The organism is Mesorhizobium sp. P3_A9, assembly GCF_056402975.1.
The window spans coordinates 1-24,703 of record NZ_JBFUGJ010000026.1; the positions used below are offsets into that span (position 1 = coordinate 1).

General features: G+C 64.1%; 22 protein-coding genes. 5 read left to right on the forward strand and 17 right to left on the reverse strand.

Translation table 11 applies throughout. The annotated features are described in order from the left end of the window. Positions 1-55: 55 nt before the first annotated feature. The 3 genes from phnA to AC1DX0_RS06935 form a co-directional block, all read right to left on the reverse strand. Complete coding sequence (gene phnA, locus AC1DX0_RS06925) at positions 56-1,312, reverse strand: phosphonoacetate hydrolase (protein ID WP_477220924.1); 1,257 nt, start codon at positions 1,310-1,312, stop codon at positions 56-58. A 25-nt stretch (positions 1,313-1,337) separates the two neighbouring features. Continuing rightward, complete coding sequence (locus AC1DX0_RS06930) at positions 1,338-2,537, reverse strand: 2-aminoethylphosphonate--pyruvate transaminase (protein WP_477354818.1); 1,200 nt, start codon at positions 2,535-2,537, stop codon at positions 1,338-1,340. Between the two features lie 143 nt (positions 2,538-2,680). Continuing rightward, the gene (locus tag AC1DX0_RS06935) at positions 2,681-4,387 is read right to left on the reverse strand and encodes a Na/Pi cotransporter family protein (protein WP_477220922.1); all 1,707 of its coding nucleotides are present in this window, start codon (positions 4,385-4,387) and stop codon (positions 2,681-2,683) included. 148 nt (positions 4,388-4,535) lie between these two features. On the opposite strand from AC1DX0_RS06935, the gene AC1DX0_RS06940 reads away from it, so the two are divergent. Continuing rightward, positions 4,536-5,405 carry a LysR substrate-binding domain-containing protein gene (locus AC1DX0_RS06940; RefSeq protein ID WP_477220921.1) on the forward strand — a complete coding sequence of 290 codons (870 nt, stop codon included), beginning with the start codon at positions 4,536-4,538 and terminating at the stop codon, positions 5,403-5,405. Here AC1DX0_RS06940 and AC1DX0_RS06945 read toward each other — a convergent pair. From AC1DX0_RS06945 to AC1DX0_RS06960, 4 genes are all read right to left on the reverse strand, one after another. Next, positions 5,402-7,882: a GcvT family protein gene (locus tag AC1DX0_RS06945; RefSeq protein ID WP_477220920.1), complete on the reverse strand. Its 2,481-nt coding sequence runs from the start codon at positions 7,880-7,882 to the stop codon at positions 5,402-5,404. The genes AC1DX0_RS06940 and AC1DX0_RS06945 overlap by 4 nt on opposite strands. Before the next feature lie 76 nt (positions 7,883-7,958). Beyond that, positions 7,959-8,753 (reverse strand): DeoR/GlpR family DNA-binding transcription regulator, encoded by a 795-nt coding sequence (locus AC1DX0_RS06950; protein WP_477220919.1) that lies wholly within the window; start codon positions 8,751-8,753, stop codon positions 7,959-7,961. Positions 8,754-8,833: 80 nt separating this feature from the next. Further along, a complete protein-coding gene (locus AC1DX0_RS06955) occupies positions 8,834-9,514 on the reverse strand; it encodes a GntR family transcriptional regulator (RefSeq protein WP_477220918.1) in 681 nt (226 codons plus the stop codon). Between the two features lie 85 nt (positions 9,515-9,599). After that, entirely contained in the window at positions 9,600-10,235 is a 636-nt protein-coding gene (locus tag AC1DX0_RS06960; RefSeq protein ID WP_477220917.1) for an HD domain-containing protein, read from the reverse strand. 129 nt (positions 10,236-10,364) lie between these two features. Between AC1DX0_RS06960 and AC1DX0_RS06965 the strand changes: the two genes are divergently transcribed. Next, positions 10,365-11,411 carry a GlxA family transcriptional regulator gene (locus tag AC1DX0_RS06965; RefSeq protein ID WP_477220916.1) on the forward strand — a complete coding sequence of 349 codons (1,047 nt, stop codon included), beginning with the start codon at positions 10,365-10,367 and terminating at the stop codon, positions 11,409-11,411. On the opposite strand, the gene doeB is transcribed toward AC1DX0_RS06965, so the two are convergent. The 10 genes from doeB to ehuR form a co-directional block, all read right to left on the reverse strand. After that, positions 11,362-12,366, reverse strand: a complete 1,005-nt coding sequence (gene doeB / locus AC1DX0_RS06970) for a N(2)-acetyl-L-2,4-diaminobutanoate deacetylase DoeB (protein WP_477220915.1) — start codon at positions 12,364-12,366, stop codon at positions 11,362-11,364. The two genes, AC1DX0_RS06965 and doeB, sit on opposite strands and share 50 nt — an antisense overlap. Positions 12,367-12,371: 5 nt before the next feature. Then, the gene (gene doeA, locus AC1DX0_RS06975) at positions 12,372-13,550 is read right to left on the reverse strand and encodes an ectoine hydrolase DoeA (RefSeq protein ID WP_477220914.1); all 1,179 of its coding nucleotides are present in this window, start codon (positions 13,548-13,550) and stop codon (positions 12,372-12,374) included. A 92-nt stretch (positions 13,551-13,642) separates the two neighbouring features. After that, entirely contained in the window at positions 13,643-14,635 is a 993-nt protein-coding gene (locus AC1DX0_RS06980; RefSeq protein ID WP_477220913.1) for a cyclodeaminase, read from the reverse strand. After that, on the reverse strand, positions 14,632-15,618 hold the full coding sequence (eutB, locus tag AC1DX0_RS06985; protein ID WP_477220912.1) for a hydroxyectoine utilization dehydratase EutB: 987 nt from the start codon (positions 15,616-15,618) through the stop codon (positions 14,632-14,634). Before eutB ends, AC1DX0_RS06980 begins: the two co-directional genes overlap by 4 nt. A gap of 5 nt (positions 15,619-15,623) precedes the next feature. Beyond that, positions 15,624-16,403 (reverse strand): ectoine utilization protein EutA, encoded by a 780-nt coding sequence (eutA, locus tag AC1DX0_RS06990; RefSeq protein ID WP_477220911.1) that lies wholly within the window; start codon positions 16,401-16,403, stop codon positions 15,624-15,626. Between the two features lie 3 nt (positions 16,404-16,406). Beyond that, complete coding sequence (ehuD, locus tag AC1DX0_RS06995) at positions 16,407-17,066, reverse strand: ectoine/hydroxyectoine ABC transporter permease subunit EhuD (protein WP_477220910.1); 660 nt, start codon at positions 17,064-17,066, stop codon at positions 16,407-16,409. Continuing rightward, on the reverse strand, positions 17,066-17,725 hold the full coding sequence (gene ehuC, locus AC1DX0_RS07000; protein ID WP_477354821.1) for an ectoine/hydroxyectoine ABC transporter permease subunit EhuC: 660 nt from the start codon (positions 17,723-17,725) through the stop codon (positions 17,066-17,068). Before ehuC ends, ehuD begins: the two co-directional genes overlap by 1 nt. 125 nt (positions 17,726-17,850) lie before the next feature. Further along, positions 17,851-18,702, reverse strand: coding sequence for an ectoine/hydroxyectoine ABC transporter substrate-binding protein EhuB (ehuB, locus tag AC1DX0_RS07005; protein WP_477220908.1), 852 nt, complete (start codon positions 18,700-18,702; stop codon positions 17,851-17,853). An 83-nt stretch (positions 18,703-18,785) separates the two neighbouring features. Further along, positions 18,786-19,577: an ectoine/hydroxyectoine ABC transporter ATP-binding protein EhuA gene (ehuA, locus tag AC1DX0_RS07010; protein ID WP_477220907.1), complete on the reverse strand. Its 792-nt coding sequence runs from the start codon at positions 19,575-19,577 to the stop codon at positions 18,786-18,788. 124 nt (positions 19,578-19,701) lie between these two features. Then, entirely contained in the window at positions 19,702-21,087 is a 1,386-nt protein-coding gene (ehuR, locus tag AC1DX0_RS07015; RefSeq protein ID WP_477220906.1) for a MocR-like ectoine utilization transcription factor EhuR, read from the reverse strand. An 83-nt stretch (positions 21,088-21,170) separates the two neighbouring features. Between ehuR and AC1DX0_RS07020 the strand changes: the two genes are divergently transcribed. The 3 genes from AC1DX0_RS07020 (at position 21,171) to AC1DX0_RS07030 (ending at position 24,703) form a co-directional block, all read left to right on the forward strand. After that, positions 21,171-21,662 carry an Lrp/AsnC family transcriptional regulator gene (locus AC1DX0_RS07020; RefSeq protein ID WP_477220905.1) on the forward strand — a complete coding sequence of 164 codons (492 nt, stop codon included), beginning with the start codon at positions 21,171-21,173 and terminating at the stop codon, positions 21,660-21,662. 130 nt (positions 21,663-21,792) lie between these two features. After that, positions 21,793-23,286: an NAD-dependent succinate-semialdehyde dehydrogenase gene (locus AC1DX0_RS07025; protein WP_477220904.1), complete on the forward strand. Its 1,494-nt coding sequence runs from the start codon at positions 21,793-21,795 to the stop codon at positions 23,284-23,286. Between the two features lie 37 nt (positions 23,287-23,323). Then, positions 23,324-24,703: an aminotransferase gene (locus AC1DX0_RS07030; protein WP_477354824.1), complete on the forward strand. Its 1,380-nt coding sequence runs from the start codon at positions 23,324-23,326 to the stop codon at positions 24,701-24,703.

The following is a 24,703-nucleotide window of genomic DNA, read 5'->3' on the forward strand; positions in this document are numbered from 1 at the left end:
GGTGCCGGTGCCGAGCGAAGCTCGGCGGAGTGGGGGTCGACAATCACGCTCGACATCACGCCAGAGCCGCCGCCATCGTCGCGTAGTAGAACGCATCGAAGTTGCGCAGCGTCGGCTCGTTCGGCAGGTCCGGCAGCACGCGGTTGACGATGAACGGCACCTCTTGCTCGGTCAGCCCGCCATGCGAGCGCAGCGGTTCGTTGAGGGCCGCCAGATCGTGGCGGTGTTCTGAGGTGCCGATCGTCTTGTTCTCGGTCGAGATCAGCACGATGTCGCCGATGCGGTCGGCCGGCAGTTCGAAACGCTCGCAAGCCGTCGGACTGTCGACGACCAGCATGATGCCGTCAATCTCCGCCAGCCGCGCCATGATGCCGGCCTGATCCGCACCAGCTGGAAGATAGGCGGTGGCGAAGGAACCAAGCGCGCCGTGGTGCACGACATAGGGGTCGGTGATCGGCAAGATGACTCTGGCGGCGTCCTTGCCAAGCCACTCGTCGAGCAGGTCCTGGACATAGACGACGTCGGGCGAGCCATCGGCCTTGTGCTTGGGCTTCATGCCATGGTCGGCGGTGACGACGATCGCCGCGCCCAGCGCATCGAGTTCGGTCAGGTATTTGTCGAACATTTCGTAGAAGGCGTTGGCCTGCGGTACGCCCGGTGCGTATTTGTGCTGCACGTAGTCAGTGGTGGTCAGGTACATGATATCCGGGCGGAATTCCCTGAGCAACTGGACGCCGGCGGCGAAGACGAATTCCGACAGTTCGGCCGAATAGACCTCCGGCACCGGCAGGCCGAAATGCTTGGAGGCATTGTCGAGGCCGTGTTCTGCGACGGTCGTGGTGTCCGACTTTTCCGCCGAGAAGCACAGCGCACGGCCTTCGGCGAAGGCCAGTCCCTTGCCGAGCAGGGCGCGCAGCTTGTCCTTGGCGGTGACCACCGCCACCTTGGCGCCGGCATCGTAGAAGGCCTGAAAAATGGTCGGCGCGCGCAGGAAGCGCGGGTCGTTCATCATCACTTCCTTGCCGGTCTCGCGCTCGTAGAGATAGTTGCCGCAAATGCCGTGCACTGACGGCGGACGGCCGGTGGCGATCGACAGATTGTTGGGGTTGGTGAAGCTCGGAATGACCGAGTGGGCAAAGCGCACCGTGCCCTTCTGCTTGATCCTGACCAGAGCCGGCATCAGCCCGGCCTTGATCGCTTCGTCGAGATAGGCCGGTTCGCAGCCGTCAAGGCAGATGGCGATGGCCGGCACACGCGGCCAGGCGTAGGTGCGGCCGTTGACTGCGACATTGATGGGAGACATCTGGTTCATCGAAAAATCCTCGAGATCGGCCGCTTCAGGCGGCGAGTTTGGCGCGCTCGGCGAGTGCGGCTGCGGGTGGAGCGGCGGTGTCGACGCCCATTTCATGAAGCGAGAAAGCCGCCGCCTCGACGACACGGCGCATGACATGTTCGTCCATCTGGCCGATGCAGCCAACGCGGAAGCTATCCACGGCGGTCAGCTTGCCCGGATAGATGATGAAGCCCTTGTCCTTCATCAGCTCGTAGAAGCGGTCGAAGGCGAAGTTGGCGTGGGCCGGGTTGAAGAAGGTGACGATGATCGGCGACAGCCAGCGATCCCCAAGCAAGGTCTCGAAGCCGAGGTCGCGCATACCGGCCACCATGACGTCGCGGTTCCTGGTGTAGCGGGCGCCTCGGCCGGCAACACCGCCCTCGGCCTCGTGCTGGCGCAGCGCTTCGAGGAAGGCGGCGACGACATGCGTCGGCGGCGTGTAGCGCCACTGGCCTGTCTTGTTCATGTGCGCCCATTGCGCATGAACGTCGAGCGACAGTGAATGGCTGCGACCCTTGGCTGCTTCCRGCTCGCTCTTGCGGGCGATGATGAAGCCGAAGCCCGGCACGCCCTCGATGCATTTGTTGGCGGACGAGACCATAGCCTCGTAGCGGATCTCGTTGACGTCGAGCGCGACGGCGCCGAAGGCGCTCATGGAATCGACGAGCAGCTTGCGACCCTTGGCATGGACGGCTTCGGCAATCTCGGCGACCGGGTTCAAAATGCCTGAGCTGGTCTCGCAATGGATGGCGATGACATGGGTGATGGCCGGGTCGGCCTCAAGGGCCGCCGCCACCTCGTCGCCGCGCGGCGGCAGATAGTCGCCCTTGTCGATCAGCGTATAGGCGCGGCCAAGATACTGCATGGTCTGCGCGGCGCGCAGGCCGTAGGCGCCGTTGGCCAGCACCAGCACCTTGCCGTCTTTCGGGACGAATGAGCCGAGCATTGCTTCGACACAGAAGGAGCCGCTGCCTTGCATCGGCACGCAATCGAATTCGCCGCGTGTATCACCGGTCAGCGCCAGCAGGCGGCGGCGCATATCTGATGTCATGGCGCGAAAATCGCCGTCCCAGGATCCCCAGTCGCGCAGCATGGCCTGCTTGACCGAATAGGCCGTGGTCAGCGGACCCGGGGTCAGCAGATAAGGTTCGCCCAACGCCGGACTGGCCAGCGGCTCCGCGGCAAATTTGGTCTCGGCGAGCATGGTGTCCTCCGACAGATCGCTGCTTTTTGATATGGCCTTAGTCTCGGCCCGAACGACATATTTGTAAAATCGTTATTTCATATCGAAGTATCGATTTAAGCGATGGATAAGTTGGCCGGCTTCCGTCGAGCAGTTCCGCCTTGTCATGCCAGCGCGGGAGCCATCTCGTCCGCGGTCCCACCGCCCTTCGCCAGCCGGCTTTCGAGCAGATCGCCGCTTTGCGTCAGCAAGGGATAGGCGACCGAGGCCATCAGCGAATTGATTTCCTTCAGCGCCCGGACCGCCTCCAGATGGATGTCGCTGGTGTCGATGCTTTGCGGCATTCCCGATTGCAGGCGCTTGAGGTGACGGTCATGGCTCATGCGTTCCAGTTTGCGCATCCGCTCCTTCTCGACGACGAGTTGCCGCGCCGACTCGAGATCGCTCGACACCAGCACGTTGAGCGCAAGCTGCATGTTGGCCATGACACGGGTATGAAGCCCGGACAGTTCGCTCCAGCCATCGCCTGAAAAGCGCAGGTTCTTGTCGCGCAATTCCTGGGTGAGCATGAGCAGGTTCTTGGCGACGATGTCGCCGGCGCGTTCGAGATTGATGGCGAAATCGGTGAGTTCGATGCCGCGCTGGGCTTCGGCCGCGGCCATGCTGCCGCGATTGACCTCGGCGATGTAGAGCTTGATGTCGGTATGGGCGCGGTTGACCTCTTCATCGAGCTTCTGTGCCTGGCGGATCTGCTCGGCGGTGCCGGCGTCGAAGAAATCCATCACCGGACGCAGCATCACCTCGACGACCTCGCCCATGCGCAGCAACTCGCGGGTCGCGCTGGCCAAAGCGAGGCCTGGCGTGCGCATGACGCTGCGGTCGAGCGCGCTGCTGCGACGCGACATGAGGTCCGTGCCTTCCTCCGTCTTTGCCACCGGCCTGTCGGCGATCAGCAAGATGACCAGCCGCTCCATCATGCCGGTGAAAGGCAGGCAGAAGACCACCAGTACCAGATTGAAGGCGAGGTGCAGATTGACCAATTGCCGGCCTTCGGTTGTGCCGAACAAATCCGTGGGGAACGCCACAGCCTGAAGCGCGAACAGGGCGGCAAGTGCTGCCGTGCCGCGAAAGATCAGATTGCCCAGCGGGACGCGGCGCGCCTGGACGGCCTCGCCGCGCGTCAGCCAGACGGCGATCAGCGCGCCGCCGCAATTGGCGCCGAGGATGAAGAACAGGCCGACTTCGACAGGCAGGACACCCTGCGCCGCAAGCGTGACGAACAGCAGGATCGCCGCGACGCTGGAGTGGATCAGCCATGTGAACAGGGCAGCAGCGGCAAAGGCGGTGAAATAGTCGGCGCGCAGATAAGAGATCACCAGGGGCAGCAAATTGCTCTGCCGCATCGGCGCGGTGGCCTCGCCGATCATGTGCAGCGACAACAGCACGAAGGCGATGCCCATCAGGATGCGCCCACCCTGCTTGATGCCACGCGCCTCGAACTTCAGGAACATCGCTCCGCCGACCAGGATCAGCGCCGGGATCAGCCAGCTGAGGTCGAAGGACAGCACCTGCACCACCAGGGAGGAACCCAAGTCCGCGCCAAGCAGGATCGCCAGCCCGGCCGACACCGAGACCATGCCGCTGGCGGCAAAGCCGGCCGCTAGGATGGCGACGGCGGTGGAGCTTTGCAGCAGCACGGCAAGCACCGTGCCGGCGCAAGCCGACCTGATCCGGGCATTCCGGGCCTGTCTCAGCGCATCGCGCAATGCCGGGCCACAGGCGCGCTCGACACCGGTGCGCACCATGCGCACGGCCCAAAGCAGCAGCATGACGGCACCCGCCAGATGCAGCAGAATGATGGAAAATTGCATGGCCGCGCCTCCAACGGCCGGCAGGGACGTCGACCCACACTCAGGCTGATGGTCGGCTAAACATAAGTCAAATCGTTCGTTTCTATCTTTTAGTTAGCGCACCTTATGATAGACTGCGGTCGATTTCAGCGTCTCGGAGGCACAGACGATGCGCTACGTTCAGCTTCGGGCCTTTCATCAGGTGGCCATATCAGGCGGGTTTTCGCGGGCCGCCGAAGCGCTGTTCCTGACCCAGCCGGCCATATCCGACCAGGTGCGCAAGCTCGAGGAAGAGTATGATGTGCTGCTGTTCAACCGCAACAAGAAGCAGGTCACGCTGACCCATTCGGGTCAGAAGCTGCTCGAAATAACCCACCGCATGTTCGATACCGAACAGCAGGCGCTCGAACTTCTGACGGAGTCACGCGCACTGCGCTCCGGAACGCTGCGCATTGTCGCCGATGCCGCGCATCATCTGCTGCACATCCTCGGCAGTTTCCGCGCGCGTTATCCCGGCGTCCAGGTCTCGGTGCGCGCCGGCAACACCGAGACGGTGATCAGCAGCCTTTACAGCTATGATGCCGATATCGGTGTCCTGGGCGAGATACCGACGGGACGCGATTTCGAGGTGTTGAAACTCAACTCCACGCCGATCATCGCTTTCGCTTCCGTCGATCATCCGTTGGCTGGCAAAAAGTCGCTGACGCTCAAGCAGCTTTCGCAGGAATCGCTGGTCATGCGCGAGCGCGGCTCGAAGACGCGTCAGAAGCTCGAAGACCTCGCTGCGGCTTCGAAGATCGAACTGAGGCCGGTGATCGAGGCCGAAGGCCGCGAGGCGGTCCGCGAGATCGTCGCCTCGGGCGCCGGCATCGGCTTTGTCTCGGCGGCCGAGTTCGGCCAGGATTCGCGGCTGGTGCCGATCACCATCGACGCGCCCGAGACGCTGATGGACGAAGCGCTGATCTGCCTGCGCGAACGCAGCGGCGGCAAACTCGTGCGCGCCTTTCTCGACATGGCGCGTTCGATGTCGGTGGATTAAGCCGCCACCGCTCTCACCTCCAGCACATCCGCCTTCACCCGCTCGGACTTCGGGTCGTAAGGACTGCGCAGATGCGCTGTCGCGGCATGGCGTATACCGGCAAGATCGATCTCGAAACGACCGCCGCTGAGGAACGCAGCGTCGATGCCGGTTTCATTCTCGATCAGCCCGAGCGCCACCGAGCAGCCAAGCGTGTGGTCGTAGGCAGCCGAACGCACTTCGCCCACCGGTTTGCCGTCGCGCAGGATCAGTTCGCCGCCCCACAGAATCGGTTCGGCATCGTCGAGGGTGAACAGCACGACGCGCCTGGCCGGCGCCGCCGAAGTCTTTGCCTCGAGCAGCGCGTCGCGGCCGATGAAATCATCAGGTTTGTCCATGGCGACCGCGAAGCCGAGCCCAGCCTGCCAGGGGTTAATGTCGGGCGTCAACTCACGCCCCCAGGCGCGAAAACCCTTTTCGATGCGCAAGGCGTCAAGCGCGTAGTAGCCGGCATCCAGCAGTCCGAATTCACGGCCCGCCTCATGCAGCGCCTCGTAGACGCCGACGGCGAATTCGGTCGGCACGATCAGTTCCCAGCCGAGTTCGCCGACATAGGTCATGCGGTTGGCATAGGCCGTGGCGTAGCCGATATCGATCTCGCGCATGGTGGCGAAGGGGAAGCCGGCATTGGAGAGATCCGCCGAGGACAGTTTGCCCAAGAGGTCGCGCGAGCGCGGCCCCATGAGGGCCAGCACCGCATAGGACGAGGTGACGTCGGTCAGGACCGCATGGGCATCGGACGGGATGTTTTTGACGATCCAGTCGGCATCGTGGAGGGCTTGCGCCGAGCCGGTGACGATGAGGAATTTCTCCGCACCCAACCGCATCACGGTGAGGTCACTTTCGTAGCCGCCGCGCGCATTGAGCGCGCCCGTATATACCGACGTGCCTATGGGCACGTCGACATTGCCGGCGCAGATCCGGTTGAGCACGGCACAGGCGTCGCGGCCCTGGACGAGCAGTTTTGCGAAGGAGGTCTGGTCGAAGATGGCAACCGCTTCACGCGTCGCCTTCATTTCGCGCCGCACCGCCTTGTGCCAGTTCTGGCGGCCGAAGGCGTAGTCGTTCTCAGCCTTCTCGCCTGGCGCGGCAAACCAGTTGGCGCGCTCCCAACCCATTTTCGAGCCAAAGCAGGCGCCTTTTGCCGCGAGCCGGTCATAGAGCGACGAGCGGCGGAACGGCCGCGCGGTATCCAGTTCGCGGTTCGGCCACGGCATGGCGTAGTGCAGGCCGAGCGTCTCCTTGACCCGATCATGCAGCCAGCGCGGATTGTTGTTGAACGAGGCGAAGCGCCTGATGTCGACCGGCCACAGATCCATGGTCGGCGCACTGTTGACGATCCACTCGGCCAGCGCCCTGCCCGCACCGCCGGCGCTGGCGATGCCCATCGAATTGAAGCCGGCGCCGACATAGAAATTCTTCAGCTCCGGCGCCTCGCCGAGGATGAAATTGTTGTCCGGGGTAAAGCTTTCGGGACCATTGTAGAATTTCTTGACCTCGGCCTCAGCCAGCTGCGGCACGCGGACAAGCGCGTTTTCCATCAGGATCTCGAACTGATCCCAATCGTCCGGCAGCAGCGCGAACTCGAAATTCTCAGGGATGCCGTTCATGCCCCACGGCTTGGCGTGCGGCTCGAAGCCGCCCATGACCAGGCCGCCGACCTCTTCCTTAAAATAGATGAAGCCGTCGGGATCGCGCATGACAGGCAGGTCGGGATGCACACCCTCGATCCTGCCGGTGACGATGTACATGTGCTCGGCCGAATGCAGCGGCACCGAGACGCCGCACATCAGCCCGACCTTGCGCGCCCATTGACCGGCACAGTTGACGACGATCTCGGCAGCGATGCCACCACGGTCCGTCTCGACGCCACAGGCGACTCCGTTTTTCACCGTGATGCCGGTAACTTTCACCCGCTCGAATATCCTCGCGCCGCCGTTGCGCGCACCTTTGGCGAGTGACTGCGTCAGATCCGTCGGATTGGCCTTGCCATCGCCAGGCAACCAGACAGCGCCGACCAGATCGTCGGTCGCCATGACAGGCCAGAGATCGCCGGCTTCCTTCGCCGATATGACATCGATATCGACGCCTTGCGCGCGCGCCGACGCGGCCGTGCGCTTCAGCACGGTCATTCGATCGGCCGTTCGCGCCACCGACAGCGAGCCACAATTCTTCCAGCCGGTGGCGAGCCCCGTCTCGGCCTCCAGCTCGCTATAGAGCTGCGTCGAATATCGGATCAGGCTGGTCATGTTGGAATGGCTGCGCAACTGGCCGACAAGGCCGGCGGCGTGCCAGGTGGTGCCGCCGCTAAGCTGGCCCTGTTCGAGCAGCACGACATCGGTCCAGCCGAGCTTGGTCAGGTGATAGGCGACAGAGCAGCCGATAATGCCGCCGCCGACAATGACGATTCGAGCCTGGGTGGGAAATTCATGTGCCATGAGCGTTCCGCCATTTGAAGGGATGGCGGACACTAACACAGGAAAACCAAATATCAACTCAAAAAGTCACAAAATATCACATCAATGACGCAACGATGAGTTCGGGACCCTTTTGCGAAAGCGCCTCGGCAAGGGCGGGTTTGGGATTGGCGTCGACGATCACGCCCGCAGCGCGGTCGAAATTCGGAACCCTGAGCGGCGTCAGCTTGCCGAACTTGCTGCTGTCGAGCACGAAATAGGCTTTTCTGGCGAGCGCGATCATGCGGCCGCGTTGCTCGGCGCCGGCGCGGGTGAAGTCCGTGACCTCGCCGTCGGGGGATAGGGCGCCGCCACCGAGAAAGGCGATGTCGACGCGAAAGCGGGCCATGGCATCGAGCGTGTCGATGCCGGAAGCCGCCTCCTCGCCCGGATCGATTTCGCCGCCCAGCATATGCACGCGCATGCCGGGGACATGGCAAAGATGCAGTGCAATCTTCAGGCTGGCGGTGCAGATGGTGAGATCGCGCAGTCCGGCCATGGCCTGGGCGACGGCGAAAGTGGTGGTGCCGGAATCGAGAAAGACCACCATGCCATCCCTGACCAGGCCGGCGGCCGCTTTGCCGATCGCCGCCTTGCCACCGGCATTTTCCTGGCTGCGCAGGCTCATCGCCGGTTCGCTCGGTTCGAAGCGAGCGGCACCGCCATGCACGATGCCCAGCCTGCTCTGGTCCGAAAGCAGCTTCAGGTCACGACGGATGGTTTCGCGCGAGATATCGAAGAACTCGGCCAGTTCGGCAACACTGACGGACCCCTGGGCGCTCAGCCGCCTCAGGATCTCGTCGTGACGGCGCGGGGCAAGGGCGCGTGCCGGCAGGCGGCTGACGGGAGAMATGGCAATCCCTTATGTCGAGCATTGATGTTGCAATATGTGGCAGTGAACCGGCGCGCATGCAACCGCGCCTTCGGCCAGGGTTAGGGCTTCCGCGACAGGCCGCCGCTTTCTATCGCATTGACGAGCGTCTTGCTGCCTTCGCGAAGATGCTGCCGCAGAACGCTCACGGCTTTCTTGCCGTCGCGCCGGCGGCAGGCGGCCAGCAGGTCGCGGTGCTCGCTCTGCGAGCGGGTGCGATAGTCGAGGTTCGACAAGAGGATGCGGACATAGCGATCGGCCGCGTTGTGATGCGCCTCGATCAGGCTGAGCAGACGCTGGTTGCCGCAGGCATGGTAGAGCGAGAGGTGAAAGGTGCGGTTCAGCGCCCCCCAGCGGCCGACATTGCGCTCGGCGTCGATCTGGTCGAGCACCTGTTCGGCCTCGTCGAGCTTGCCGTCGGACAGGGTGGCCACGGACAGCCGCAGCGCTTCGCATTCGAGCAGTTCGCGCACCGCGTAGATTTCGCTGATTTCGGCACCGTCCATCCGAGCGACATGCGCACCCTTGGTCGGGTGGATGGAGACGATGCCCTCGGCTTCCAACTGGCGAAGGGCGTCACGGATCGGCATGCGGCTGAAGCCGAACTGCTCGGCCAATTCGTCCTGGCGCAGCGCGGTGCCGGCCTTCAGGGTGCCGCTGGCAATGGCCTCGCGCAGCACGTTGGCGACCTGCTCCGCCACCGTCTGCGGCCTCTCGATCAGGCTTTCCGCAAATCCGCGCAATCGATGCTCCCCTGTCACGCGGAATCGAGCGTAGTGGAAAACCACCGGACTGGATATGAGTATCCTCGTGTACGACCTGCCGCTCCTACCGCCAGACTGAGTTGCGGATCACCGAGCAGAAATTGCCGCGGTGGAAATGCGGCTCCTTGTCGGCGATCACATCGGCCTTGACGTTGCCGAAGGTGGTGTCGGGCTTGTGCTTGATGCCGTCATAGAAGGCCTGGATGATGTCTTCCTTGAAGGCCGGCGTCCGCGGGAAGGCCTGCACCACCGTTTCGCGCTCCTCGTCGGAATATTGCGCATGGGTCAGCCCGAGCACGTCCATCTCGACGCCGGCCGTCACCAGCGCCACGACGGGATGCATGTGAACCGGCACGCCCGGCGTGGTGTGCAGCGCAATCGCGGTCCAGACCGTGTAGGCATCCTCCTCGGCAATGCCATGGCTGCGCAGAAAGTCGCGCGCGGCGTGAGCGCCATCGACCTCGAAACGTTCATGCTGGCTCGAGTGGCTCGGCATCAGCCCGATGTCGTGGAACATCGCGCCGGCGTAGAGCAGTTCGCGATCGAATTTGAGCCCGCGATGCAGGCCGGCCAGCGCGCCAAAATGATAGACGCGGCTCGAATGGTTGAAGAGCAGTTCGGTCTCGGTGTCGCGGATGAAGGCGGTGATGGCGCGCGCCAGTTTGCTGTCGGGAATGGCGCCGTTGAGGATGGTGGCCATGATGTCGTCTCCTGATGGATCTGAGGTGACAATCTAGGCGCTATCGGCTATGGCAGAAATTGTTTTATCACGATGATTTCTGCCAAAGCACTGAGAAAGCAGACTTGGGAGCTGATGGGGAGCGGACAGATGGTTTTGCGGATCGGCATCCTCGCCATGGACGGCGCGCAGTTGCTCGATGTCTCCGGGCCGCTCGATGTCTTCGCCGAGGCCAATCTGCAGGCTGGCCGACAAGCCTACGTCCTATCGGTCGTCGCAGCGGTGGACGGCCCAGTAAGCTGCTCCTCGGGAGCACGGCTGCTGCCCGATTTCGTTGTTGGACAGGCTGACATGCCGCGCCTCGACACGATGCTGGTGGCCGGCGCGCCGCATTTGGGACGATCGGCGCACAGCGCGCCTGTGCTCGACTGGCTGCGCGCCGTCAGCACGACTGCCCGACGCTATGGATCGGTCTGCACCGGCGCCTTTCTGCTGGCGGAGGCCGGACTGCTCGACGGCCGCCGCGCCACCACGCATTGGGCCGTGGCCGACCGGCTCGCCGAGCGCTTTCCCGAGGTGATCCTCGATGTCGACGCCATTCATGTGCGTGACGGCAAGATCAGGACGGCGGCCGGGGTGACCGCCGGGCTCGACCTGGCGCTGGCGCTGGTCGAGGAAGATCTCGGCGCCGAGATCGCGCGTCGTGTCGCGGCGCAGCTCGTCATGTATTTCCGCCGCAGCGGCGGCCAGCTTCAGTACAGCCGCAAGGGCGCCGGCAGCCCGACCGGACGGTCGGCGCTGCAACAAGTGCAGCGCTGGGTCATCGCCAACCCCGCTGCCGAGCACGGCGTCGACCAGCTCGCTGGCCGCGCCGGCATGAGCCCGCGCCACTTCGCCCGACTGTTTCACCAGGAGGTCGGCATCACGCCGTCAGCCTGGGTCGAGGCGATCCGGGTCGAAGCCGCGCAGCGCCTGCTGGAAACGGGTGCTGCGCCGAAGCTCGTCGCCGACCAATGCGGCTTTTCGGACGTCGACACGTTTCGACGCGCCTTCCAGCGCAAGATCGGGGTGACACCTGCCGCCTATCGGCGTGTTCAGGTCGATGAGGCACAGACCCCCGCCTTGATGGCGGCGGAGACGGCTGCGCCTAACCCTCGACTTCGACGGCAACCACCGCGGCGCAATCGCCGGCCTTGACCAGGCCGGGAAAATGCCGCGCCGCCAGCATGCCCGACATTTTTGCCCKGATCTCCTGCGGCGCGATGCCGGTGCGGCCGGTGGAATGGATGCGGGCAAGCACCGCGCCCTTTTCGACGGGTTCGCCAAGATCGACCATGGTTTCGATCATGCCGTCGTCTTCGGCAAACGAGAAGCAATCGCCGGACGGCATGTCCAGCCACTGGGTTCTGCCCTTCTCGACCGCACCAGCAACAATGCCGGCGTGGCGCAGCACATTGAGAATGCCGCGCCGCGCGACGCGCACGGTTTGCGCGCGCGAGGTGCCGCCGCCGCCAAGCTCGGTGCTGACGAAGACCTTGCCCATTTCCTCCGCCGCCGTGTCGTACATGCCGACCGAGTCGATCTCGATCATGCGCATCGAGAACGGGGCGGAGAATGCGGCCACCGCGTCGAAGGCTTTCTGCTCCAGCACCTTGTCGGGCAAAGTGTGCGCGGCGCAGAACGGCACGAAGTCCAGCGTCCTGCCGCCGGAATGGAAGTCGAAGACGATGTCGGCGCGGGGCAGCAGCTCACGCTGGAAATAGTCGGCGATCTTCTCCGTCACCGTGCCGGCCGGCCGGCCGGGAAAGCTGCGGTTCATGTTGCCCTTGTCGATCGGCGATGTTCGCGTGCCGGCGCGGAAGGCCGGATAGTTCATCGCCGGCACGATGATCACGCTGCCGCTGACGTTCCTGGGATCGAGCGTGCGGGCAAGATCGTAGAGCGCCAGCGGCCCTTCATACTCGTCGCCATGGTTGCCGCCGGAGAGCAGCGCCGTCGGCCCCTCGCCATTGTTGATGACGCAGATCGGGATCATCACCGAGCCCCAGGCCGAGTCGTCGCGGCTGTAGGGCAAGCGCAGAAAACCGTGCTGGACGCCGTCCTTGTCGAAATCGACAGTCGGCGCGATCGGCGACGGGCGGAGGCTGGACATCGGGCTCAATTCTTCACCACCAGTTTGCGCGGCACATTGGCCAGGCACTCTACACCGGATTCGGTGATCAGGATCGACTCAGTAATCTCCAACCCCATCGTCTCCAGCCACAGGCCGGTCATGAAATGGAAGGTCATGCCGGGCTTGAGTTCGGTGCGGTCGCCCGGGCGCAGGCTCATCGTGCGCTCGCCCCAGTCCGGCGGATAGGACAGGCCAATCGAATAGCCGGTGCGGTTGTCCTTGACGATGCCGTATTTCTTCAGAACGGCGAAGAAGGCATTGGCGATGTCCTCGCAGGCATTGCCGGGTTTCGCCGCCGCAAGCCCCGCCTCCATGCCTTCCAGCGTCGCTTTCTCGGCATCGAGGAATTCCTGTGTCGGCTTGCCGAGGAACACCGTACGCGACAGCGGGCAGTGGTACCTGTTATAGCAGCCGGCAATCTCGAAGAAGGTGCCCTCGCCCGACTTCATCGGCTGGTCGTCCCAGGTCAGGTGCGGCGCCGAGGCATCGGCGCCCGACGGCAGCAGCGGCACGATCGCCGGATAGTCGCCGCCAATACCGTCAACGCCGCGCGTGCCGGCATCATAGATTTCGGCGACGAGATCGCATTTGCGCATGCCGATCTCGATCTTGTCGACGATGCGCTGGTGCATCGCCTCGACGATGCGGGCGGCCTTGCGCATATAGTCGATTTCGGTCGGGCTCTTCACCGCGCGCTGCCAGTTGACCAGGGCGGTGGCGTCGACGAAGCGGGCATTGGGCAGATGTTTTTGCAGCGATGCGAAGGCGGCGGCCGAGAACCAGTAATTGTCCATCTCGACGCCGATGGTAAGCTTGCCCCAGCCGCGATCGGCAAGCACGCTGGACAAGAAATCCATCGGGTGACGCTCGGTCGACTGTACGTAATGGTCGGCATAGCCGAGGATGTTGTCATGTGCGAGATAGGCGGTGCGCTTGGCGCCGTTGGCGTCCTGGCCTCGTCCGTACCAGACCGGCTCGCCCGATGGCGGCACGATGACAGCCTGATGCACGTAGAACGACCAGCCATCGTACCCGGTCAGCCAGGCCATGTTGGAGGGATCACTGATAACAAGTAGATCGACGCCCTTCGCCTCCATGGCTCGGCGCGTCTTGGCGAGGCGATCCGCAAATTCGCCGCGCGAGAATTTCAAATTTGGTTGCATTGTTTTTGGTCCTCGTTTGTTGGGCCTGAAGCCTGTTTCAACTTTGTTGAATCCGGCTCGTCCCATTTTTCCGGATCATGCTTTGGCCAGCATCAGCTTTCAAAAATGGTTCCGGCATTGGCCGCCCGCGCCCGGTCGCGGGCGAGCGTCGCGATCGCCGTGTCCTGCACGCCGGTGCCGGTCAGGTCGGCAATGGTGATGTCGCTGACTGAGCGCCGGCCGTGTTTCGCGCCGGCGATGATCTGGCCGAGTTCGGTCACCTCTGCATCTGCGGCCAGCACACCCGCCGCGATGGCATGATGCAGCTCGCCCAGGCGCCGTGTCTGGCGGGCGCTGTCGGCGACATAGAGGTCGGCCATGCGCAGGATGGCAGGCGCGATCTCGTTCTTGTGTTCGGCATCCGAGCCCATGGCGGTGATGTGCTGGCCAGCGGCGACGAAGCCGGCCTTGATCAGCGGCTCGGTCGAAGGCGTGGTGGTGACGATGATGTCGGCACCGGCAACCGCATTTGCCGCGTCTGATACGGCGCGCACGATGATGCCGAGTTTTTCGCGCAAGCGGGCAGCAGTGGCTTCGGCCTTGGCTGCGTCGCGCGCCCAGATGCGTGCTTCCTCGATCGGCCTGACAAGGCGCAGTGCTTCCAATTGCAGACCTGCCTGCAAACCGGCGCCGAAGATCGCTGCTACGGTCGAGTCTTCGCGCGACAGATGCTTGGCCGCGACCGCGCCTGCCGCAGCGGTGCGGGCATCGGTCAGATAGCCATTGTCGAGCAGCAGCGCCTCGACCACACCGGTCTTTGCCGACAGCAGCACCATCATGCCGCCACCGCTCGGCAGGCCGAACTTCGGATTGTCGAAGAAGCCTGAGCTGATCTTGATAGCGAAGCCATCGATGCCGGGCACATAGGCGGTCTTCACATCGACCTCGCCGCGATGCTCGGGGATATCCAGCCGCAGGATCGGCGGCATCGCCACCGGCAGTGTTGCAAGCGCGCGGAAAGCATTCTCGACGCAAGCGACGGCATCGAGATCGAGCGTCACGATCTTGCGCAATTCAGCTTCAGTGAGGATCGTCATCCGGCTCATGCAGCGCGCTCCGTGATCGCGTCGCCGCAGATGATCTTGCGGTGCGCGTTCATGTCGATGTTGCGGCCGGAGAGAAGCACCACCACCGGCCCGTTCGCCTTGACCTTGCCGGCGAGCAGTGCGGCGATGCCGACGGCGCCGGCGCCTTCGACGATCTCGCGCTCCTGCGCATAGGCATGGCGGATGCCAGCAGCGATCTCGTCCTCGCTGAGCAGAATGACGTCGTCGAGCAGATCGCGGCACATGGCGAAGGTCAGCCTATTGTCGAGGCCGATGCCGCCGCCGAGCGAATCCGCCAGCGTCGGCAGTTCTTCCACGAGCACTGGCTTGCCGGCATCGAGGCTTGCCCTCATCGCCGCCCCACGCGCCATCGAGACGCCGATGATTTTTGTGCCGGGGCTGACGCCCTTGATGGCCGCTGCCACGCCGGAGGCCAGCCCGCCACCGGAAAGCTGGACCAGGACGAGACCGGCATCCGGAACCTGCTCGACCATCTCCAGCCCAAGCGTGCCTTGCCCGGCGATGATTGCGGGATGGTCGAAGGGCGGCAGCATCACCAACCCCTCGTGTGCCACCAGCCGCTCGACCTCCTGCTGCGCGTCGTCCTGGCTGTTGCCGACGATGCGGATTTCGGCGCCCAGCCGGCGGATTTCGTCGAGCTTGTTCTGAGGCACCAGACGCGACATGCAGATCACCACGCGCATGCCTTCGAGCTTCGCAGCATGCGCCAGCGCCCGGCCATGATTGCCGGTCGACGCCGCGACCAGGCCGCGTGCCTTTTCTTCCGCGCTCAATGAGGCGACGGCATTCGAGGCGCCGCGCAGCTTGAAGCTGCCGGTGGTCTGGCGGTGTTCGAGCTTGAGGTGAACGGGGATGCCCATCTGCTCGGAGAGACTTGAAGACGGCACAGTTGGCGTGCGCTCGGCCTTGCCGGCAATGCGCTCACGCGCGGCTCGAATATCGCTAAGAGTGACGGTCGCCATGATCGTCAATCGCGCGGCAAAGGCAGCGTCATCAGACGGCCGAACTCCGGACGCGGCGTCTCATCGCCACACAGCCGAAGACAGTTCCAGGCGCTGGCTTGGTTGCTGGTCACCACAGGGCGGCCGATTGTCTCCTCCATGCCGGCAACTGCGAGGGCACCGCGCAATGCCGTGCAGGACACGAACAGCGCTTCGGCGCTCGCATCGGTCGTCTGGCGCGCGAGATCGACAAGCGCTGACGGCGGAATACGCGCCATCTCGCGGTCGTCCTCGAAACCGAGGCAAGTGAAGCTGGCGATCTCGAAACCACGCGCTGCGAAATAAGCCGCCATCGGCCTGGAGGTTTCGACCGTGTAAGGGGTGAGGAGGCTGATCCTTTTCGCCCCGAGTGCCTTCAGCCCGCGCACGCCCGCCATCGGCGGGGTGACCACGGGAACGCCGGGCTTGGCCGCCTGGATCGCGGCCCCGATCTCGGCATCGCCGATCACCACCGAGGCCGAGGTGCAGGAGTAGCAGATCGCATCGAGTTTCTCGTCGGGCAGGATCAGCGCTGCTCCCGCGGTCAGCGCCGGCTGCATCTTGCGCAGGTTTTCCGGCGTCGTCGGGTTGGCATAGGGAATGCGCGCGACATAGACGCCGATGCGTTCGCTCGCCACCATGCGGCGAAAGTCCGGCTCGCTGGTGTGGTCTGTGGCCAGGATGATCAGGCCGATGCGCCGCTCGAGCGGCCGATCATCAAGCGATGGCCGTTTCGGGTGGACTTTGATGTCGGGCAAGGGTTTCACGAACTACCTCTCGATCTTGCCGTAGCGGCGTTCCAGCCAGCGCAGCAGCACGACCGAACAGAGACTGATGGCGAGGAAGAAAGCGCCGACCAGCGTGATCGGCTCGATGTAACGATAGTAGGTGTTGGCGACGCTCTTCGCCTGGTTCATCAGTTCCAGCACGGTGATTGCCGAAAGCAGCGGCGTCTCCTTGAACATGGCGATGAAATAGTTGGCCAGTGCCGGGATCATCGGCGGGATGGCCTGGGGGATGATGATGTGCGTCCAGGTCTGCGTGGCGCTGAGATTGCACGCCTTGGCGGCCTCCCACTGGCCGCGCGGCACATTGTCGATGCCGGCGCGGTAGACCTCGGCCGTATAGGTGCCGTAGTGCAGCCCGAGCCCGATGACGCCGGCGACGAGCGGCGGCAGCAGAATGCCGATGTCGGGCAGCACGTAGAAGATGAAATAGAGCTGCACCAGAAGCGGGGTGCCGCGAATGAATTCGGCCGCCCAGCCGACGGTGCGCGACAAGGCCTTGTTGGGCGAGCGGCGTGCGAGCGCAATGCCAAGCCCGACGATCGCCGCCAGCACCGAGCCGAGCAGCGTCGCCAGGATGGTGATCTTCACCCCCTGGATCAGCGTCGGCATGATCTGCCATACGAAATCCCAGTCCCACTCCATCAGGCGCGCACCCCGTCAAGGCCGCGCGCCAGCCGACGCTCCAGCGAGCGCACGCCCCACGAGATGAGCAGCGCCAGGATGAAATAGATGATCAGGATGGTGGCGAACGGCACCATGGTGTTGCCGGTCTGGGCGCGCACCACCTGGGCCTGAAAAGTGAGGTCGGCAAGGGAGATCAGCGAGACGACCGATGTCGCCTTGAGCAACTCGATGGCGTTGTTGCCGAAGGTCGGCAGCATCACCAGAAACGCTTGCGGCAGGATGACATGGCGCATGCCTTGCCAGCGGCCGAGATTGAGCGCGATGCAGGCCTCGTGCTGTTCGCGGCCGATCGACTGCACCGCGCCGCGAACCACTTCGGCTGCATAGGCGCCGACATTCAGGCCCAGCGCCAGCACGCCGGCTTGCAGCGGGGTGAGCTCRAGGCCRATCAACGGCARCACGAAATAGGCRAAGAACAGCTGCACGAAGATCGAGGTGCCGCGTAAGAATTCGATRTAGGCGGTGGCSAGCSMSCGCAGCRCAAAGAAGYGCGACASSCGCCCCATGCCGGCAAGRAAAGCCATGATCAGGGCAAGCACCGATCCCATCAGCGTCAGCTCGATGGTGACAAGCGCTCCCTGCACTATCAGGCCGAGATAGCCGGACCACTGGGTCATTCGATTAGAGGTTCCAACGTTTGGCAGATGGGGGCAGCGCAAACTTGCGAAGATACGGCGCCGCCCCTCATCCGTCACTTCGTGACACCTTCTCCCCGTAAACGGGGAGAAGGAAGGAAGAGGCGCTACTTCGCCGAACAGAGCTTGTCGCGTGTCGTCGACATCGCGGCGGCCGCCGAGAAGCCGTAGGGTTCGATAATCTTGGCGAACTCGCCGGATTTCTTCATCTTGGCCAGCTCGACGTCGAAGGCATCGCGTAGCGCCTCGTCGCCTTTCTTGAAGGCGGCGCCGTCGCAATAGACCGGGGCGCCCTGCACCGGGGCGATGACCTCGAGGTTCGGGTCCGCGGCCTTCTTCATCAGATCGTTGATCGACAGCACCGGCAGCGAATAGGCGTCGATGCGGCCGTCCTGCACCATCTTCAGGCCGCTCTGGCCATCCGGCACGACAATGACACGTTCGCGCGGCACACCGGCATTGAGCGCCAGCTTCTCCTCGGTGCCACCGCCAGGCGCGCCGATCGTGGCTGTCGTGTCCTTGGCGACATCCTCGTAGCTCTTGAAGCCTTTCGGATTGCCTTTCTTCACCAGCATCGCCTCGGCGTCGCACAGCACCGGTTCGGAATATGCGACAGCGGCGCAGCGCTCCGGCTTCATGAACAGGCCGGCGGTGACGACATCGAAACGACCGGCCTTCAGGCCGGGGATCATCGCGCCATATTCCGAGATGGAGGCGACGATGTCGGCGACGCCGAGACGCTTGAAGATCTCGCGCGCCACGTCGGGTGCCGCGCCCGAAACCTTGCCGTCGGCGGCGACGGCCGTATAGGGCGGCTCGTTGGCAATGGCGACGCGGGCAAAGCCCTGCGTCTTCAACTGTTCGAGTTTGCTGTCGTCGGCCGAACCGGCGGTCGAGGCGGCCAGCACCGCCGTCAGTGCAAGGCCGGCGACGCCGGCCAGAATGCCAAGTTTCTTCATTGTTCCCAACTCCTTGTTTCTTGTCTTGGTTTTGGCTTCTTGCCTTGGTTTGTCTGGGGCGATCCTCCGCCCCCGCAAAGCGGTCAGACGCGATGTCCGGCCGCGATGATCTTCTTCAGGAAGCCTTGCGTGCGCTCCTGCTTGGGATTGCGGAAAATCTCGTCCGGCTTGCCTTCCTCGACGATCTTGCCGCGATCGAAGAACAGCACSCGGTCGGCGAAGTCGTGGGCAAASCCCATCTCGTGGGTGACCAGCAGCATGGTCATGTCGGTCTCGGCGCAGAGCCGCCACAGGACGTTGAGCACCTCCTCGACCAGTTCCGGGTCGAGCGCCGACGTCACCTCGTCGAACAGCATGATCTTCGGCTGCAAGGCGAGCGCGCGGGCGATCGCCACGCGCTGTTTCTGGCCGCCGGACAGCTGTGCCGGCATCGCCTTGGCCTTGTCGGCCATGCCGACCATCTCGAGCAGTTCCATCGCGCGCTTCTCGGCGGCAGCGCGCGGCGTGCCCTTGGTCAGCATCGGCGCCAGCGTCACATTGTCGATGACGCTCTTGTGGGGAAACAGGTTGAACAGCTGGAAGACCATGCCGATCTTCTGCCGCATCCTGGCCAGATGCCGCTCGTCGGCCGGCAGCAGCTGGCCGTTGCGCTCCATGTGGTAGAGTTGCTCGCCTTCGATCTGGATGTGGCCGCCATCGATGCGCTCCAGCGTCATCAGGATGCGCAGGATCGTCGTCTTGCCCGAGCCGGACGGGCCGATCAGCGCCAGCTTCTCGCGTGGCATGACCTGCATCGACAGGCCGTCCAGCACCTTGAAGCTGCCGAAGCTCTTCGAGATGCCGTCGATCTTGATGATGGACGCGGTTGTGGACAAGTGAATTTCCCCTGCTGGAGAAGCCTGTGCCCTTAACGATGCGGAACGCGCCAAATCATGTCAATTGGGAAAATAATATCATGACAATATTTCCCATTCCGCACAATTTCGGAGCAATACTGGCTTAGATGGCAAGCAGCAGGTGCTCCGGATCGCCAAGCAACAGCTTGGTGACAACGCCGAGGCCGGCGCGCAGTTCCCCTTCGGTGGTCGACCCCAGCGAGATGCGAACCGCCGGATGCCAAGGTGCGTCGGAAATGCGGAAGGATGTGCCCGGCGCGATCGCCACGCCCTGCAGCCGGGCCTGGGCGACAAAGCCCTCCTCGGCACGGTCATCGGGCAGTTGCAGCCAGACATGCAGCCCGTCGCGGCGGGCGCGATAATCGATCCCGGCAAGCACCTCGGCGGCGATGTCCTGCCGCCGCCGAAGTGCGGCGCGCTGCCAGCGCACGAGTTCCATCGCCGTGCCGTCGGTCACCCATTTGGTGGCGATCTCAGCCACCAGCGGCGTTGCCATCCAGTTCGAGACCAGGTGCCGGTTGGCGACGGCGGCAACGTAGCGGTCGGGCGCCGCGAGATAGCCGATGCGCAAGCCAGGCACGGTGATCTTGGTGAAGGAGGTGACGTAGAGCGTGCGTTCCGGGGCAAAGGCGGCCACCGGCGGCGGCCGGTCCTCGACCAGCGGACCCAGCACATCGTTCTCGATGATGGCGATGTCATGCTTGCGCGCAACCGCGGCGATCTCGGCGCGGCGCCCAGCATCCATGAGGGTTGCCGTCGGATTGATCACCGAAGGCTGCACGAACACAGCGCGGATGTCGGAAAGCCGGCAGGCTTCGTCCAAGGCCTCCGGGATCAGGCCGTTGTCATCGATCGGCAGGCCTTCGAGGTTGAAGCCGAGATAGCGCGCCAGCGGCACCAGCGTGTGGTGGCCAATCGCCTCGGTGGCAACGGTCGAGCCCGGCGGCGCCACGCTCATCAGCGCCACCGTCATGCCGGCGGTGGCGCCGTTGGTCAGGCTGATGTTCTGCGCGGAGACATCGAGCCCGCACAATTTCAGCCATTCGACCGCCACGGCGCGGTGGCGCGGGAAGACCATGTTGGGCCGGAAAGACAGCGCCGAACTCGACGGCAGGTTCTCGGCCAGCCAGCCTAGCGCCTGTTTCAGCCGCTCCAGATGCATCGGCTCGCAGACCGGTTTCAGGATCGAGAGATCGATGACCTCGCCCAGGCGCTCGGGCAGATAGGGCGGCTCCGGCTCGCGGCGTTGCGTTTGCACGAAGCTGCCACGGCCGATCTCGCCTGAAATCAGGCCCCGCCGGATCAATTCCTCATAGGCGCGGCTGACCGTCTGCACCGACAGCTTGAGATCATCGGCCAGCCGGCGATGCGTCGGCAGCCGGGCGCCGTTGGCGAGGCGCCCGTCATGGATGGCGCGCGCGAACTGGTCGGCAAGCGACTGATAGGCCGGCCGCCGGATGAGCGCGGGATCGGGTTGCCACAATGTCATGACTCATTAGAGATCGAAATCAGTGCAATTGACAATCGAAATAATGCGCCATCATGGTACTGTGGACGAAAAAGTGGGCGCTGATGACTGCTGCGAAACTCGACCCGATCGACCTCAAAATCCTCGACGCCATCCAGCGTGACGGACGCATCACCAAGCTGGCGCTGGCCGAGCAGGTCGGGCTGTCGCCGACGCCTTGCTGGATGCGGCTGCGCAAGCTGGAGAAGGCCGGCATCGTCTCGGGCTATCACGCCCGCATCGCCATGCGCGTCGTGGCGCCGGTCGCCACCGTGCTGATGGAGGTGACGCTGGCCAGCCACCGCCAGGCTGATTTCGACCGCTTCGAGCGCGTCATCCGCGATATCCCCGAAATCGTCGCCTGCTGGTCGGTGGGCGGCGGCGTCGACTATGTGCTGAAGGTGATGGCGCGCGACATCGACGCCTACCAGCGGCTGGTCGACAGCTTGCTGGAGCGCGAAATCGGCATCGACCGCTACTTCACCTACATCGTCATCAAGACGGTGAAGGACGATATCGCACTGCCCATCGCCGACCTCTTGCCGGCGACGCCTTAGCGCCGGAGAGATCGCCTGCCCGATCGGTGCAATAGAGAGAGACTCTCTATCAGCGCGCTCCCAAACAGCCTCTCTGTCTGCTCGTGGTGGGTAGTCTTCCCGCATCAGACCGCACCGGGAGGCTTAGACCATGTCCGCGCATTTCGCCCGCTCGCATCGCCATGAGGCGCTCGACCGCCTCGCCGACCGCCGGCTGCTGCGCGAACTTGCCTATGTCGACGGGCACTGGACGGCGAGTGAGGCCGCCGAAAGCTTTGAAGTCACCGATCCGGCGACGGGAAGCACGGTCGCCTTCGTTGCCGCGCTGGATGCGCGGCAAACGACGAAAGCGATCGATGCCGCGGCGCGGGCCTTCCCGGCCTGGCGCGCGCTGCTGCCGCAGGAGCGGTCAAGAATTCTGCGAAAATGGTTCGAGCAGATCGTCGCTGCGAAAGACGATCTCGCTCTGCTGATGACGCTGGAGCAAGGCAAGCCGCTGCAGGAGTCGCTCGGCGAGATCGATTATGCCGCCTCCTTCGTCGAATGGTACGCGGAGGAAGCCAAGCGTTTGAACGCCGAGAGCGTCACCAGCCATCTGCCGAACGCGGAAATGATGGTGCGTCGAGAGCCGCTCGGCGTCGTCGGTGTCGTGACACCGTGGAATTTCCCCTCGGCGATGCTGACCCGCAAGGCGGCCGCCGCCCTTGCCGCCGGCTGCACCATTGTCGCGCATCCCTCCTCGGAAACGCCGCTGTCGGCGCTGGCGCTGGCTGAGCTCGGTGAGCGCGCCGGCCTGCCGGCAGGCGTTTTCAACATCGTCACCGGCAAGGCCGCGACGATCGTCGGCCGCATGTGCGAGGACCCGCGCGTCCGCGCCATGAGTTTTACGGGCTCGACCGAGATCGGCAGGCTGATCGCCGCCCAGAGCGCGCCGACGATGAAGCGGCTGGTGATGGAGCTTGGCGGCCACGCACCCCTCATCGTCTTTGGCGACGCGGATATCGACAAGGCGGTCAACATCGCCATCGATGCCAAATTCGCCACATCGGGCCAGGACTGCCTTGCCGCCAACCGCATCTATGTCCAGCGCCCGCTCTACGAGCGCTTCTGCACCGCCTTCGCCAGGCGCATCGAGGCGCTGCGGATCGGCAATGGCCTCGCCGACAAGATTGATATCGGGCCGCTGATGCATGAGCGCGCCGTGGCCAAGGTCGAGGAACAGGTCGCCGACGCCATCGCTCGGGGCGCACGTTGCGTCGCCGGCGGCAAGCGGCATCAGGCCGGGCCGCTGTTCTACCAGCCGACGCTGCTGGCCGATGTGCCCGATGAAGCGCTGATCATGCACGAGGAGACTTTTGGACCGGTCGCCGCCGTCACGCCTTTCGACAGCGAGGACGAGGTGATCGGGCGCGCCAACGCCACCGAATATGGCCTGGTCGCCTATGTCGTGACCGAGAATGGCGCCCGCCAGCAACGCATGGGCCGCGCGCTCGACTACGGCATGGTCGCCATCAACCGCGTCAAGATCACCGGCGCACCGATCCCGTTCGGCGGCGTCAAGCAGTCCGGCATCGGCCGCGAAGGCTCGCGCCACGGGCTCGAAGCCTTCACCGATCTCAAATATCTTTGCCTCGATGTAGCTTAAGCTACGCCGGAAACCGTCCCTTCGTCAGGAGTAAAAAATGCTCGACCAGTCCAACGAACTCGCCGCCTGGGATCGCGACCACTTCTTCCATCCCTCGACCCATATGGGCACGCATGCACGGGGCGAGAGCCCGACCCGCATCATGGCCGGCGGTGAAGGCGTCACCGTCTGGGATAACAATGGCAGGAAGAGCATCGACGCCTTTGCCGGCCTTTATTGCGTCAATGTCGGCTATGGCCGGCAGAAGATCGCCGATGCCATCGCCACCCAGGCAAGCAACCTCGCCTACTACCACGCCTATGTCGGCCACGGCACCGAAGCCTCGATCACGCTTGCCAAGATGATCATCGACCGCGCGCCGAAGGGCATGTCGAGGGTCTATTTCGGCCTCTCCGGCTCCGACGCCAACGAAACCAACATCAAGCTGATCTGGTACTACAACAATGTGCTGGGACGGCCGGAGAAGAAGAAGATCATTTCGCGCTGGCGCGGCTATCACGGTTCGGGCGTGATGACGGGATCTCTGACCGGGCTCGACCTTTTCCACAACGCTTTCGACCTGCCGCGCGCGCCGGTGCTGCACACCGAGGCGCCCTATTATTTCCGCCGCGCCGACCGCTCGATGAGCGAGGAGCAGTTTTCGCAACACTGCGCCGACAAGCTCGAGGAGATGATCCTGGCTGAGGGGCCCGAAACCGTCGCCGCCTTCATCGGCGAGCCGATCCTCGGCACTGGCGGCATCGTGCCGCCGCCGGCCGGCTACTGGGAAAAGATCCAGGYCGTGCTGAAGAAATATGATGTGCTGCTGGTCGCCGACGAAGTGGTCACGGGCTTCGGCCGGCTGGGCACCATGTTTGGCTCCGATCATTACGGCATCAAGCCGGATCTGATCACCATCGCCAAGGGCCTGACCTCGGCCTATGCGCCGCTGTCGGGCGTCATTGTCGCCGACAAGATGTGGCAGGTGTTGGTCGAGGGTTCCGACAAGCTCGGTTCGCTCGGCCATGGCTGGACCTATTCGGCGCATCCGATCTGCGTTGCCGCCGGCGTCGCCAATCTCGAACTGATCGACGAGATGGACCTGGTGACAAATGCTCGCGAGACCGGCGCCTATTTCCGCGCCGAACTGGCCAAGGCGGTCGGTGGCCACAAAAATGTCGGCGACGTGCGCGGCGACGGCATGCTGGCGGCGGTCGAGTTCGTCGCCGATCGGGATGACCGGGTGTTCTTCGACGCTTCGCAGAAGATCGGGCCGCAAGTGGCGACAGCGCTGGCCGCCAGCGGCGTCATCGGACGCGCCATGCCGCAGGGCGACATTCTTGGTTTCGCGCCGCCACTCTGCCTGACCCGGGAAGAAGCCGACATCGTCGTTTCGAAGACGGCCGATGCGGTGAAGAGCGTGTTTGCCAATCTCTGA

Bases quoted from the DNA above. Each gene is read 5' to 3' on its own strand.
- phnA (WP_477220924.1), bottom strand. From the start codon at position 1,312: ATGAACCAGATGTCTCCCATCAATGTCGCAGTCAACGGCCGCACCTAC.
- AC1DX0_RS06960 (WP_477220917.1), bottom strand. From the start codon at position 10,235: ATGGCCACCATCCTCAACGGCGCCATTCCCGACAGCAAACTGGCGCGC.
- AC1DX0_RS06980 (WP_477220913.1), bottom strand. From the start codon at position 14,635: ATGAGCCGGATGACGATCCTCACTGAAGCTGAATTGCGCAAGATCGTG.
- eutB (WP_477220912.1), bottom strand. From the start codon at position 15,618: ATGGCGACCGTCACTCTTAGCGATATTCGAGCCGCGCGTGAGCGCATT.
- doeA (WP_477220914.1), bottom strand. From the start codon at position 13,550: ATGCAACCAAATTTGAAATTCTCGCGCGGCGAATTTGCGGATCGCCTC.
- ehuD (WP_477220910.1), bottom strand. From the start codon at position 17,066: ATGGAGTGGGACTGGGATTTCGTATGGCAGATCATGCCGACGCTGATC.
- AC1DX0_RS06965 (WP_477220916.1), top strand. From the start codon at position 10,365: ATGGTTTTGCGGATCGGCATCCTCGCCATGGACGGCGCGCAGTTGCTC.
- AC1DX0_RS06935 (WP_477220922.1), bottom strand. From the start codon at position 4,387: ATGCAATTTTCCATCATTCTGCTGCATCTGGCGGGTGCCGTCATGCTG.
- AC1DX0_RS06945 (WP_477220920.1), bottom strand. From the start codon at position 7,882: ATGGCACATGAATTTCCCACCCAGGCTCGAATCGTCATTGTCGGCGGC.
- ehuB (WP_477220908.1), bottom strand. From the start codon at position 18,702: ATGAAGAAACTTGGCATTCTGGCCGGCGTCGCCGGCCTTGCACTGACG.
- ehuR (WP_477220906.1), bottom strand. From the start codon at position 21,087: ATGACATTGTGGCAACCCGATCCCGCGCTCATCCGGCGGCCGGCCTAT.
- AC1DX0_RS07025 (WP_477220904.1), top strand. From the start codon at position 21,793: ATGTCCGCGCATTTCGCCCGCTCGCATCGCCATGAGGCGCTCGACCGC.
- AC1DX0_RS07020 (WP_477220905.1), top strand. From the start codon at position 21,171: ATGACTGCTGCGAAACTCGACCCGATCGACCTCAAAATCCTCGACGCC.
- AC1DX0_RS06940 (WP_477220921.1), top strand. From the start codon at position 4,536: ATGCGCTACGTTCAGCTTCGGGCCTTTCATCAGGTGGCCATATCAGGC.